The organism is Campylobacter sp. CNRCH_2014_2849 (assembly GCF_025772845.1).
In the GTDB taxonomy this organism is placed as follows: domain Bacteria; phylum Campylobacterota; class Campylobacteria; order Campylobacterales; family Campylobacteraceae; genus Campylobacter_D; species Campylobacter_D lari_D.
On sequence record NZ_JAKMSW010000003.1, the window covers coordinates 1 to 12,971 of the forward strand.

Consider the following 12,971-nt stretch of genomic DNA (forward strand, 5'->3'; position numbering starts at 1 on the left):
TTAGCAGATACTTGATAAAATGCTATAATCTTGCTTTAAATTTTTTAAAGGTTTTTTTATGGCTGCTGATGATCAAGAGAAAACAGAAGAACCCACATCCAAGAAAATAGAAGATGCGCGACAAGAAGGAAATGTCCCAAAAAGCCAAGATGCATCTGCTGTGGCTGTACTTATTATAGCTGTGGTTGTGGTGTTGTTTATGATGCCTTTTATAGGTGAGAGAATTAGCGGTTTATATCGTTTTTATCAAAGTTTTATAGGCATTGAAATTGATTTAAAGATTTTACAAAAAATCATTATAAAAACTATGATAGAGATGTTTATTATGGTATTGCCCATTACTTTAGTAATTATGGTAGCGGGTGTGCTTGGAAATCTAATGCAGTTTGGTTTTATTTTTACTACTAAGCCCATTACTCCAAATTTTAATAAAATTAATCCTATTAACGGGCTTAAAAATCTTTTTTCTTTAAAAAAGATTATTGAAGCTTTGAAAATTATACTTAAAGTCGGTGTTGTATTTGGTATAGCTTTTGTTTTTTTATTGCAATTTATGAAAGAACTTCCTAGAGTAGAACTTTATACGATTTATCCACAACTTTTATGGCTTAGGGATAAAGCTATTATACTTGCAGCTATTGTTATTATAGCTTTTTTGATTATAGGGCTTTTAGATGTACTTTTGGTAAGGTATCAATACTTTAAAAACTTACGCATGAGTAAGCAAGAGGTTAAAGATGAATTTAAACAAAGCGAGGGAGATCCTTTGGTAAAAGGAAGAATTCGTCGTTTGCAAATGGAAGCAGCAAGGCGTAGAATGGTGCAAGATGTTGCTAGTGCTGATGTTGTGATTACTAACCCTACCCACTATGCGGTTGCTTTGCGTTATGATAGTTCCAAAGAAGCTGCACCAAAAGTTTTAGCTAAAGGAGTGGATTTTTTAGCTTTGCGTATTAAAGATATGGCATATGAATACAATGTTATGATTTATGAAAATCCTCCTTTAGCTAGAGAACTTTATAAAGCTTGCGAGGTAAATGATCTTATTCCACCAGAGCTTTTTAAAGCAGTGGCAGAGGTTTTAAGCTTTGTTTATACTTCCAATAGACAAAAATTTGCCGATAGATTAAAATAAATTTAGCTTTTTAATTAAGCTTATAATGGTCATAGTTATAGAAAGGGTGTAAATACCTAAAAGTGCTATGCGGTGGGATTTAAGATTGATTTTTTCCATGATTTTTATACCAAGATAAACTCCTAGCATAGAGCTAAATCCTACTAAGCTTCCATTTTGTAACACTTCTTTATCAATGATGTCATTATATACAAAAGAACTAATTCCTGAAATTGAAGCAAATATTACAAAAAATAAACTAAGTGGCACTACTTTTTTAGTATCATAGCCTAAAAAATAAGCTAAAATAGGGGTAATTAAAAGCCCACCACCAATTCCTAAAGATATAGCAAAAATTCCTGTAAATACGCCACAAATTAGCAAAATAGAATTTTTTAAGATATTAGAGTGGTTAATGTTTCCAATGGTGCTTTTTTGATTAAAAGCAAATTTTAAAAAGAATGCAATACTCACGCATAGAAAAATACTTGTTAAGGTTATATCTGAAAAATATGAGAGTAAAAGCCCGCTAAACATCGCACCTAAAAAGCCTCCAAAGCCTATGATAAGTCCATCTTTTAAGATTAAATTTTTCTTTTTATAGTTTAAATAGGAGCCAAAAATAGAAGCAAAAATCATTTGTACAACAGAAATTGCAACAGCATGATGAGAGCTAAGTCCTAAAGTAAGCATGAAAGGAACGATAATCATACCACCACCTATGCCAAAAACCCCTGAAGCCATACCTGAAAAAATTCCTATAATCATATAAGGAAGTAAAGTTAAATCCATAATTTATAAACCTTTAAATAAAAAATATTGTAACAAAATAAAATTTATTTATCTTTAGAAAATATAATCATAGTCGATTTATGATGATTATAAAGATTTTTTGGAGTTAATATGAAATTTTGTAAAAAATGCGTTATGCCAGATACTAAGCCTGATTTGCATTTTAATGATGAGGGAATTTGTGATGCGTGTTGCTCGCAAGAAGCTAAAAATCATGAGATAAATTGGCAAGAGCGTGAAAAAGAATTTCTAGAACTCGTTAAAAAATATAAAAAACATCCTGTGTATGATTGTGTGATAGGAGTAAGTGGTGGTAAGGATTCTACCTTTCAAGTTTTAAAATGTCTTGAACTTGGACTTAATCCTTTGTGTGTTTGTTTTGAACCAAGTATTCCTACTAAAATAGGTAAAAAAAATTTAAAAAATTTAAACAATCTTGGTGTTGATTTAATCCATATCAAAAGAAATCCTTTGGTGTATAAAAAATTGGCCCGCGAAGCTTTTATAAGAACGGGTGATAATGAATGGCAAAACCATTTGGGGATTTTTACATGTGTTCCAAAAGTAGCTGTTGCTTTTGGTATTCCTTTGATTATTTGGGGAGAAAGTCCGCAGATTGAGTATGGTGGGCCAGCTAGTTCTAAAGAAAAAAACACTTTAGGTAGAGAGTGGCTTGAAGAATTTGGCGGACTTTTGGGTAATAGAATTTCTGATATGATTAGTGTTGATGGTATTAGAGAAAAGGATTTATATTTTTATACTTATCCAAGTGATGAAGAGCTTCAAAGAGTAGGAGTTACAGGGTTATTTTTGGGATATTATTTTAAATGGGATTATAAGTATAATTTAAAAATATCTAAAGAAAATGGTTTTAAAACTAGTACAAAACCAGTTGAAACTACTTATGAGAATTTTGAAAATTTAGATTGTTATTCAAATCATGTGCATGATTATTTAAAATACTGCAAATATGGTTTTGGAAGAGCTACGGATAATGCATGCTTGGATATAAGACTTGGCTATATTAGCCGTGAAGAGGGCGTGAGGCTTGTAAATAAATATGATGGAAAGCCACCTAAAAAGGCTATTAAGAAGTATTTGGAATTTAGTGGTTTTAGTGAAAAAGAATTTGAAAAAATTGTAGATTCTTATACTAATAAAAAGATATTTAAACGCGATGAAAATGGTAAATTTTTAAGAGATAGTGATGGATCATTGATAAAAAAAGATGAGTTTGTTTTGAAATGATTTGTATTGTTGATTATCATCTTGGAAATTTTAAATCTGTTTTGAAAGCTTTTGAAAAACTTAATCAAGAAGTGATTATAAGTTCTAAAAAAGAAGATATAAAAAATGCCTCTAAATTAGTTTTACCAGGCGTTGGATCTTTTAAACAAGGTATGGAAAATTTAAAAAAACTTGCACTAGATGAGCTTTTAAAAGAATGTGTTTTAAAAGATAAAAAGCCTATTTTGGGGATTTGTCTTGGTATGCAACTTTTTGCTAGTAAGGGATATGAGGGCGGAGAGTGCGAAGGGCTTGATTTTATAAAAGCAAAGGTTTTGAAATTTGATTTAAGTAAAGAAAAATTATTGCATAGTGGTTGGGATGATTTACAATTTAGTGATAAAAAAAGCAAGCTATTTGATGGAATTTTAGAAAAAAGTGATTTTTATTTTGTGCATTCTTATTATGTAGAGTGTTTAGAAAGTGTGGAAACTTCTTTTTGTGAGTATGAAAAACCTTTTTGTGCAAGTTTTGAAAAAGATAATATTTTTGCTGTGCAATTTCACCCTGAAAAAAGCCAAAATGTAGGTTTGAAACTTTTGGAAAATTTTGCAAATTTAAAGGCCTAGTATGCTTAAAACAAGAATTATACCTTGCGTGTTATTAAAAGATCATCAGCTTGTAAAAAGTATCAATTTTTCTTCTTTTAGAACTATAGGGCATGTAATAAGCACAGCTAGGATATATAATGCTAGAAATGTTGATGAGCTTATAGTTTTGGATATCAATAAAAATGGTGTTATAGATTTTGAAAGCTTAGAAGATATAGCTAATGAATGCTTTATGCCTTTAACCATTGGAGGTGGGATTAGAACTTTAGAAGATATTAGAAAAGTGTTAGATATAGGTGCTGATAAAATTAGTATTAATTCTATGGCTTTGCAAGATCTAGATTTTATCAAAAAGGTGGCAAATACTTTTGGAAGCTCTTGTGTAGTATGCTCGATTGATGTAAAAAAAGACAAAAATAAATTTAAAGTTTTTAATAATGAAATTTTAGATATTGATCCGCTAGAACTTGCATTACAATACGAATCTTTAGGAGCAGGGGAGATACTTTTAACAAGTGTTGATAAAGAAGGAAGTTCTTTGGGGTATGATTGGGAATTACTAGAGTATTTCAAAGGTAAATTAAAAATTCCACTCATTATCAATGGAGGACTTTCTAAACCTCAAGATGGGGTAAAGGCCATACAACTTGGTGCGAATGCATTAGCTGGTGCTTATATATTTCATTTTAGTCAATATACTCCAAATGATGTTAAAAATGAGCTTTTAAAAAATGATATCCCCGTGAGGATTGTTTAAATTTACAAAATAAAAATTATTATCTTCTTTAATAACTTCAAAACCATGTTTTAAATATAAATTCAAAGCTTTTGTATTTTCTTTGAAAACACATGCGTTTAAAGTTTGAACTTTTAAAACATTGAAAGCATAGTTTTTAACTTCTTGCATTAAAAGCTCACCTACGCCTTTTTTTATACCATAAAGCCCAAATTCACAGGATATTTTTATGATATTATTAAAATATATTACTCCCAGTTTCTCGTTATTTTTTATCAACAAAAAATATTTTTTATTTTTGTTTTTGTTTAGTTCTTTTAAAAATATTAAGTGATTTTTATAATTTATATTTTTTGTTTTCATAAATTTAGAGATATTTGGAGAATTTCTTATATAAAAAATTTCCTTTTTTTCTTCTTTTGTAAGATTAGTAAAATTTTTATAAAAAATCACTTTATAACCTTTATACTTTTAAACACTTCAGCATATTGAAGACCAACTCTCATTCCTTGGTATTGTGCATTTATTTTTATTCCCTCTAAGCTTCTTGGATGGGGATAATTTCTTAGTTCTGATTGATAAAAAGACATAGCTTTTAGCTTCAAATCAAGCGTCTCACTAATATCAAAAAATACATCAGGTTGAAAGCTTAATGGATAGTTCCATTCTGTACTCGAAAGAATTTCAAAACTATAAATTTCTTTAACACTTTCTTCTTGTAGAGATCTTGTAGCAGTAATTGTTGCTTTGTATGTAATTTGATGGTCTATATTGAGATCTTTTTCATAATGTGTAAAAATTATATTTGGTTTAATTTCATTTTTAACTTCTTCTATACTTTTGACTATTTCTAATAATGGTATTTTATCAAAAGCATTATCAGGAAAAAACTTTCTAAAAACTTTTTTAATGCCTAAAAGATTATTTGCTTTAAATAACTCATCTTCTAAAATTTCTTGTTCATTTTCACTATTTATCTCTCTGCTTGTTTTACCTTCTCCAAGTATTAAAGTATAAGCTTCATATCCTTCTTGAATATATTTTGCTATAGTTCCAAAGCATCCTAAAACTTCATCATCTGGGTGAGCTGCTATAATTAAAATTTTGTTATTTTTCATAAAATATTACCTCTGCTTTTATTTTATTATTGTGTTTTTTTGCGTTTTGAAAAACCATTTTTATATTTTCAAATTCCAAAAAAGCTTTTGGATAATCAATGGCATCAAGCATGCGTATAAAATCATATATTTTTATCAAATTTGGATTTTCGAGTGTATTGATATTACTTTGTTCTTTTGTTCTTCTTTTGAAAATTACTACTTTCCCTTTTTGTATGCGAGGGTTGATTTTTGTATGTAAAATTCTTGGTATTAGTTTAAAGAATATGATTTTTGAGATTTTTTCATAAATTCGTTGTGCATTTGAAATTTTAAAACTAATATTGTGTTTTAGATATATTTCTCCACCATCTAATGTATCACAAGCTTTTAAAGCACAAATTTTGCTTTTATATACCCCTCTTATGATTAAATTTTGTAAAGGTGAACCTCCTCTTCCAAATGGTAAATTTCCAAGGTGGAAAATAATACATTGATAGTTATTGTAAATTTCTTGAGGTATATAGAAAGACCAATGCGGGAAGAATATGTAATCTGGATTTATTTTTGTTATTTTTTCTAAAGTAAGATCGTCTTTTTTTGTTATGAGGTAAAAAGTATATGTTTTATATAATTCTTTTAGTTTATAAAAATTATTAATATTGTGCTCTCTAAGAGTTGCTATGATTATATTCAAACTGCAACTCCATATATTTGATTAAATATATTTAAGTTGTTACCCCCCCCCCATGTATGCAAAAGACAAATTTACAAAATAAAAATTATTATCTTCTTTAATAACTTCAAAACCATGTTTTAAATATAAATTCAAAGCTTTTGTATTTTCTTTGAAAACACATGCGTTTAAAGTTTGAATTTTTAAAACATTGAAAGCATAGTTTTTAACTTCTTGCATTAAAAGCTCACCTACACCTTTTTTTATGCCATAAAGCCCAAATTCACAAGAAAGTTTAGTGATATTGATAAAATCAATCACGCCTATGATATTTTCATCATCATATACTAAAAAATATTTTTTAGTTGCGTTTGTTTTTAAGCTAGATAAAAAGTTTAAATGCACTTCTAGGCTAATATTTTGCGTTTTCATAAATTTAGCAATGCTTTCATCGTTACGCCATTTTAAAACAAGTTTGATTTCTTCTTGAGTCAAATGGATAAAATCTTTTAAAATTATCATATAAAATTCTCCACTTCATAGCCTTTTTTAGCAAGCCATGTTGCAAGTTTTTCTTGATTTTTAGCATAAGCTATGGCTTTAAAATTTGCTTTTAAAATTAAAGCTTCATTTACCAATGAACTTGCGCTAATGATGAGTTTTTTGCTTTCATTCATCAATCTTGCAAGATTAGATTGGTCAATGAGAATTTGTATATTAGGGTTTTTTTGGCTTAATTTTCGAAGTGAGTTTAGATGAGAATTTGCTTTTGTGGTAGCTATGATGATAGTTTTGTTTTTGTTAAGTTTGTTTGCTATATCAAAGGAAATATTTTTTGGATCACTTCCTCCTATACAGATAAAATAATCATAAATTTTTTCTCTTTTTATCTTGCTTTCTTGGTAAAATTCATCGCGTATTAGAGCATAGGAAAAGCCACATCTTAATTCACAATATTTTGGCACTAAATTCTCATAATCACTTTCTTTAGCATAAGCATTAACATTTAGTAAAATGTCACAAAAATGTTCTTTTATCTCATCATCAAAACTTAGAATTTTAACCCCTGTTTCTAGCTTGATGAGTTTTTCATCATCTGCAGTAATTTCATAATGATCAATAATCAAAAGATCAAATTTTTCTTTTTTGATGAGATTGATTAGCTCATATACACTAGCACTTGTTAGCTCATATACAGGATAAGGAATTTCATCTATCAAAGAACCTTCTAGAGCTAAACATGCAAAAGATACATCATGATATTGCTTAGCTAACAAAAGATCTCTTTTGATATGTCCGTGTCCTATGGTGCTAGAACTATCACTTCTAAAAAGAACTTTCATGTATTATGCTCGTTAATTTTGATACATTCTTGAAATTTTGCACAAGGCTCTTTTTCATTAAATAAAAAATCTAAAATTCCTAAATAAGCTATAAAATTTGCACCCAATTGAGTATAGGTTGGATGGATAAAATCAAAATATTCAATTTTTATATTTGCATTTTTAAAAATTTCTTTTGCTGTTTCTTTTTCAAGATAGTTTTTTGAACCTTCTGGGGAAAGGTAATGATCAGCTTTTAGTATTTGGCAAATTTCAAGTAGTAATTTTTCTTTTTTTTCATTTTTTAAATTTAAAGAAGAGCTTTGCAAAATGGGTGTTTTGATGCTCAAATGCTCGCAGTAAATTCTGATTAGCTCCATGTTAAATTGTACTAAATGTGTATGTTTAAATAAGACTTTTTCTAAGATATTGTAGTATTTATTAAAATTAATACTTTTAGAGTAGGCATGATGAATAGTTTTTAAAAATTTAATTTTCCATTTATCATCTTTATCAAATAATATATCCTGAAGTAATGTTTTTTGTGACGCTTTTTGTAAATTTAATCCCAATAAAAAGGTTTTATCTTGTAGTTTAATTTTATTTCTATTTTGCCATGATCTGCGTTCAAATTGCACATTATCCAAAAAGACAAAAGTATCAACGCTTTGTATCATATATATATAGCCAAGCCATGGATTAAAGGTTGGCTGCATGATAGCTATTTTCACTTAATTTTTCCATAAATTACAATATCGCTATCATTAACTAATCTTTCATCTTCTCCCATGATATTGGTATTTTCATAAGTAAGTACTTTAAAATCATATAAATTTAAATATTCTTTTAAAATTTCCACAAGCTCGTATTCTTGATATAGAGTATTAATACATCCAAGCTCTCCTGTAGTATTGTCATTTGTGATTTTAAAACAATTATGAGCTATTTTTTCTCCATAGCCATATCTATAATCTTTTATGCTTCTTGTTCTTAAAAAAAACAAAGCATTTTCTTTATACATAGAATTTTCTTTAGAAATTTTTAATAATTTTAAAAAATCTTCTTTCAATAGATAGTTAATCACATTGGGAATCATAAAAATATCTGCATTAATATTTGGATTTTTTAAAGGAAAATCTAAGATATTATCATGAAAAAACTGATAGTTTTTACATTGAATTATTTCTTTGAAGTTATAATTAGCATTGCTGATACTTTCTTTGCTTAAGTCAACTCCGATACACTCATAATCATAATTTGCAAATAAAGAGAGATTGTTGCCATTAGAACAGGCAAATTCTAAAACTTTTTGGTTGCTTTTTTGATGCAGTCCTTGTTTGAAAAAAAATTTAATCACGGCTAAATCTGGAAATTTTAAGCCTTTTAAATTTTTTAAATACATTTTTACTCCTTAGTGATTTTTCCATATATAATTATATCGCTATCTTTGATATAAACTTTATTTTTTATATTAATATTTTCACTTGTGATAACTTCAAAATCATATAAATTTAAATTTTCTTTTAAAATTTCCACAAGTTCATGTTCTTGGTATGCTGTGCAAAGACAATTTTTTTCGCCACTAAATTCATCATAGCTTAAAATAAAACTATCATTTTTTAATTTTTCTCCAAGCCCATAGCGATGATCTTTAACGCTTCTTGCTCTTAAGAAAAAGTGAGCATACCCCCCCCCATTTGCTTGATAAAGATTATTTTGTTTTGCGCTTTGTAGTAAATTTTTAAATTCATCTTTAGTAATGTAATTAATAACATTAGGTATTAAAAATACATCTGCATTTATATTTTGATGATTTTTAGCAAAATCAAGCATATTTTCATTAAAAAAACTTGCCTTTTGATAATGCATAATTTCTTTAAAATTATAAATAGCGTTTTCATGATTTTGTTTGCTAAGTTCTACACCGATACACGCATAATTATAATTTGCAAATAAAGAAAGATTATTGCCATTATGAGAAGCAAATTCTAAAACTTTTGCATTTTTTAAAGTGTCAAGTTTGTTTTTAAAAAACCATCTTACAAGTTCCATATCAGGATATTTAAAACCTTTGATTTTATTTATAAACATTTGTTTCTTTCATGGAATTGATACAATATTTTAGCAAATTCTAAGTCTTCAAAAGTGTCAATATCGCAAATTTTATTTCTTGGAAGTAAAAAAGCTTTAGAATGAGATTTAAACATAAAATCTTCTTCTAGCCACGCTTCTTTTTTGCCAAAGTAAAATGCACCACCATCATGGTAAGCTTTAGTAAGATCTTGTGAGCGTTTATCGTAATTTGACTCATCAAACATATAAACTTTATTTTGATCATTAAGGTAAAAACCTCTTTGTATAGGATATTCAAACTCGCAAGCTGAAAATAAAAATTTACATTCTTCTTGACTAAATTGTTCAAAAGCTTCTTTTAAGATAAACTCATCTATAAGTGGAGCAGTTGCGTATAAGCAACACACATTTTCATAGATTTTACTTTGTTTTTCTAGAGTGATGATGGCATCTTGGATTACAGTGGTTGAACTTGCATAATCATCACTTAGTTCTTTTTTACGCACAAAAGGAGCCTTAGCACCATACTTTAAAGCCACTTCTATGATCTCATAATCATCACTTGAAATAATTACATCATCAAAAATACCCGAATTTAAAGCACTTTCTATGCTATAAGCAATCAATGGTTTTCCCAAAAAATCAATAATATTTTTTCTAGGAATACGCTTAGAACCACCGCGCGCAGGGATAATACAAAGATTTTTCATGATTTCTCTTTAAATTTATAAAAAAGTAAGTATAATTGAATTTTTATTTTAAAAGGCTTAACATGCTCATAAATCAAACTTATTTTATAGACTCTTGTGATGATGTAGAATTAAATATAAAAAGAGAAAGTAAATTAGAATATAGAATTACTTATGATGATAGTAAGCAAATGGAAGCTATTGTTTTTATCATAGGTGGATTTGGGGCAAATGCTAATATATCTTTTTTAGATTTTGATAGAGAATATCTTGCTAAAAAATTTAATATTATTGTTGTAAATGTTTTTTATCATTGCTTTAGTGCTAGGCCTTCTATAGATGAGAAATATAATCCGATTTTTATGCCAAATGAAAAAGATTGGGAAGGTTTTTGTGAAATAGCAAAAATTTGCGATATGGAAATTTATGACCATGAAAAAAGCAATTTTAAAAATTGTATAAGAAAACTTGATGAAAGATCTAAACAAATAAAACATGAAGGAAGACTGAAAAAAGATTTTTTGATAAATCTTTCTTGTGATTTTGTATTGCCAAATAACGAATATCAAAATTATGGAATTATGGCAGCTATCGATCATATCAATGCTTTAAAAGATATAATGAAAAATTATCCTCAATTTAAATCTTTGCCTAAAATTTATGGAGGAGGATCATACGGAGGTTATTTAGCGCTAATGTGTGCTAAAATAGCTCCTTGGTATGTAGATGGAGTGATAGATAATTCAGGAGTGACATTGCCTCATTTGCCTCATTTGTTAGGTAGAGAAAGTGAGTGTGGTGAATTTGCTATTAGAGGTGATAATTATATTTTATTATGTTTTGTAAAAAAATACTGGACTAGAGATGAAAGCTCTCCGTATTTTTTAAGTGATGATAATTATATGATAAGGGTTCTTTTAAACTCAAAGCATCTAAGTTTGCAAAATGAAAAAAATCAAAATACAATATTTATCAGTTATCATAGCGCAAAAGATGAGGGAGCTCCAGTGGAACATAAGAGTAATTTTTATGAATTTTGCAAACAACTTGGATTTGATACAACTTTGCATATTGTTAAAGATGAGAATGATGTAGATGGTAGATATATAAAGAGCTTAGAGCATGGTTTGAGAATGACAGATAGGGCTTTATTTAAAAAAGAATTACCTATATTGCTTGAAAAACTAAAAAATAAAACATTTAATATGAGAGAAAATAGCATATCTTATCCTTGTAAAGATAAGATATTTACTTTTAAAGATTTTAAAGATCGATTTGAGCTTAAAATTATGTAATCTTAAGTATATTTAATTGTAGAAATATTCTTTTATTAATAATATTATTGTTTTAGGTATAATATAAAAAATGTAAATATAAGGCTTAACATGCTCATAAATCAAACTTATTTTATAGACTCTTGTGATGATGTAGAATTAAATATAAAAAGAGAAAGTAAATTAGAATATAGAATTACTTATGATGATAGTAAGCAAATGAAAGCTATTGTTTTTATCATAGGTGGATATGGAGCAAATGCTCATATGACTTTTGTTGATTTTAATAGGAAGTTTTTGGCTCAAAAATATAATGTTGTAGCTGTAAGTGTTTTGTATCATTGTTTTTGTCAAAGAAGATCAGATATAGAAAAATATAGTGCAGCTACTGCATTTATAGAAGAAGATTTACCTAGTTTAAAACTTGTATTAGAACAATTTAATATCAATACCAATGCTTTAAATATTTATACTGCTTGGGAATACTATGAGCTTTTAAATAGAACTATAGGTGAATTAAAAGATAAGAAGATGTTAATTCAGCCTTATAGGGCACATTTTAATGCTACTTTTATTCCTCCAAATAACGAATATCAAAATTATGGAATTATGGCAGCTATTGATCATATCAATGCTTTAAAAGATATAATGAAAAATTATCCTCAATTTAAATCTTTACCTAAAATTTACGGGGGAGGATCATATGGAGGTTATTTAGCACTAATGTGTGCTAAAATAGCTCCTTGGTATGTAGATGGAGTGATAGATAATTCAGGCGGAGCTTTGCCTCCATTTACATATTTTTTAGGGAAAGAATTTGATAAAGAAGATAGTGTATTTTACGATCCAAACACTATTGTACATTGTCAAGTAAAAACTCATTGGACACGTAAAAATCCAAACTCACCTTATTATTTTGCTGATGAAAATTATTTAATAAGAGCTTTACTTAATAAAGATCATTTGATCTTACAAGCTCAAAAGAATAAAAATATTATTTATACAAGTTATCATAGTGCTAAAGATGTTTTGGTGTCTTTTGAGCATAAAAGTCAATTATTGCAAATTTATCAATTTTTAGGCTATCAAGTTAATTTTAATATAATTGATGAAAAAAATATAGATGGTAAATATATAAAAGATTCAGCGCATGGAGGTGGAATTTCTGATAAGACATTATTTAATAAAGAATTACCTATTATGCTTGAAAAATTAAAAGATAAAACATTTAGTATGAAAAAAGATAGTATATCTTATCCTTGTAAAAATAAAGTTTTTACCTTTAAAGATAAGGGTAATAAATTTATATTGGAAATTATGTGATTTTGATATAATTACTAGATATAGATTTTTAAAATAT

Annotated in this window: 16 protein-coding genes; 6 read left to right on the plus strand and 10 right to left on the minus strand. The window is 27.7% G+C overall.

Going from position 1 to position 12,971, the window contains the following annotated elements; genetic code table 11:
- The first annotated feature begins 58 nt into the window (after positions 1-58).
- Positions 59-1,135, plus strand: coding sequence for a flagellar biosynthesis protein FlhB (gene flhB / locus L8X33_RS02530; RefSeq protein WP_133319972.1), 1,077 nt, complete (start codon positions 59-61; stop codon positions 1,133-1,135).
- Here flhB and L8X33_RS02535 read toward each other — a convergent pair.
- The gene (locus tag L8X33_RS02535) at positions 1,127-1,906 is read right to left on the minus strand and encodes a sulfite exporter TauE/SafE family protein (RefSeq protein WP_263669864.1); all 780 of its coding nucleotides are present in this window, start codon (positions 1,904-1,906) and stop codon (positions 1,127-1,129) included. The two genes, flhB and L8X33_RS02535, sit on opposite strands and share 9 nt — an antisense overlap.
- Before the next feature lie 111 nt (positions 1,907-2,017).
- On the opposite strand from L8X33_RS02535, the gene L8X33_RS02540 reads away from it, so the two are divergent.
- From L8X33_RS02540 to L8X33_RS02550, 3 genes are read left to right on the plus strand one after another with little or no spacing between them, the layout of a single operon-like run.
- Complete coding sequence (locus L8X33_RS02540; RefSeq protein ID WP_263669865.1) at positions 2,018-3,154, plus strand: N-acetyl sugar amidotransferase; 1,137 nt, start codon at positions 2,018-2,020, stop codon at positions 3,152-3,154.
- A complete protein-coding gene (hisH, locus tag L8X33_RS02545) occupies positions 3,151-3,762 on the plus strand; it encodes an imidazole glycerol phosphate synthase subunit HisH (RefSeq protein WP_133319969.1) in 612 nt (203 codons plus the stop codon). The genes L8X33_RS02540 and hisH overlap by 4 nt, the downstream gene beginning before the upstream one ends.
- Position 3,763: 1 nt before the next feature.
- Entirely contained in the window at positions 3,764-4,501 is a 738-nt protein-coding gene (locus tag L8X33_RS02550; RefSeq protein ID WP_263669866.1) for a HisA/HisF-related TIM barrel protein, read from the plus strand.
- On the opposite strand, the gene pseH (L8X33_RS02555) is transcribed toward L8X33_RS02550, so the two are convergent.
- Genes pseH (L8X33_RS02555) through pseF form a run of 9 tightly spaced genes read right to left on the minus strand, consistent with a single transcriptional unit; the run spans position 4,469 to position 10,358 of the window.
- On the minus strand, positions 4,469-4,933 hold the full coding sequence (gene pseH, locus L8X33_RS02555; RefSeq protein WP_263665126.1) for a UDP-4-amino-4,6-dideoxy-N-acetyl-beta-L-altrosamine N-acetyltransferase: 465 nt from the start codon (positions 4,931-4,933) through the stop codon (positions 4,469-4,471). The two genes, L8X33_RS02550 and pseH (L8X33_RS02555), sit on opposite strands and share 33 nt — an antisense overlap.
- Positions 4,930-5,598: a PIG-L deacetylase family protein gene (locus L8X33_RS02560; protein WP_263669867.1), complete on the minus strand. Its 669-nt coding sequence runs from the start codon at positions 5,596-5,598 to the stop codon at positions 4,930-4,932. The genes pseH (L8X33_RS02555) and L8X33_RS02560 overlap by 4 nt, the downstream gene beginning before the upstream one ends.
- Positions 5,588-6,274 carry a methionyl-tRNA formyltransferase gene (locus L8X33_RS02565; protein WP_258108356.1) on the minus strand — a complete coding sequence of 229 codons (687 nt, stop codon included), beginning with the start codon at positions 6,272-6,274 and terminating at the stop codon, positions 5,588-5,590. The genes L8X33_RS02560 and L8X33_RS02565 overlap by 11 nt, the downstream gene beginning before the upstream one ends.
- A gap of 39 nt (positions 6,275-6,313) precedes the next feature.
- Positions 6,314-6,775 carry a UDP-4-amino-4,6-dideoxy-N-acetyl-beta-L-altrosamine N-acetyltransferase gene (pseH, locus tag L8X33_RS02570; protein ID WP_263669868.1) on the minus strand — a complete coding sequence of 154 codons (462 nt, stop codon included), beginning with the start codon at positions 6,773-6,775 and terminating at the stop codon, positions 6,314-6,316.
- Positions 6,772-7,596, minus strand: coding sequence for a UDP-2,4-diacetamido-2,4,6-trideoxy-beta-L-altropyranose hydrolase (pseG, locus tag L8X33_RS02575; RefSeq protein ID WP_263659985.1), 825 nt, complete (start codon positions 7,594-7,596; stop codon positions 6,772-6,774). Before pseG ends, pseH (L8X33_RS02570) begins: the two co-directional genes overlap by 4 nt.
- Positions 7,593-8,306 (minus strand): WbqC family protein, encoded by a 714-nt coding sequence (locus L8X33_RS02580; protein ID WP_263659986.1) that lies wholly within the window; start codon positions 8,304-8,306, stop codon positions 7,593-7,595. Before L8X33_RS02580 ends, pseG begins: the two co-directional genes overlap by 4 nt.
- A complete protein-coding gene (locus L8X33_RS02585; protein WP_258108337.1) occupies positions 8,303-8,977 on the minus strand; it encodes a class I SAM-dependent methyltransferase in 675 nt (224 codons plus the stop codon). The genes L8X33_RS02580 and L8X33_RS02585 overlap by 4 nt, the downstream gene beginning before the upstream one ends.
- Positions 8,978-8,979: 2 nt before the next feature.
- Complete coding sequence (locus L8X33_RS02590) at positions 8,980-9,666, minus strand: class I SAM-dependent methyltransferase (RefSeq protein WP_263669869.1); 687 nt, start codon at positions 9,664-9,666, stop codon at positions 8,980-8,982.
- A complete protein-coding gene (gene pseF, locus L8X33_RS02595; RefSeq protein WP_263669870.1) occupies positions 9,657-10,358 on the minus strand; it encodes a pseudaminic acid cytidylyltransferase in 702 nt (233 codons plus the stop codon). Before pseF ends, L8X33_RS02590 begins: the two co-directional genes overlap by 10 nt.
- Positions 10,359-10,420: 62 nt before the next feature.
- Between pseF and L8X33_RS02600 the strand changes: the two genes are divergently transcribed.
- Positions 10,421-11,632 (plus strand): DUF2920 family protein, encoded by a 1,212-nt coding sequence (locus tag L8X33_RS02600; protein WP_263669871.1) that lies wholly within the window; start codon positions 10,421-10,423, stop codon positions 11,630-11,632.
- Between the two features lie 90 nt (positions 11,633-11,722).
- Positions 11,723-12,934, plus strand: a complete 1,212-nt coding sequence (locus tag L8X33_RS02605) for a DUF2920 family protein (RefSeq protein WP_263669872.1) — start codon at positions 11,723-11,725, stop codon at positions 12,932-12,934.
- The last annotated feature ends 37 nt before the right edge of the window (positions 12,935-12,971 follow it).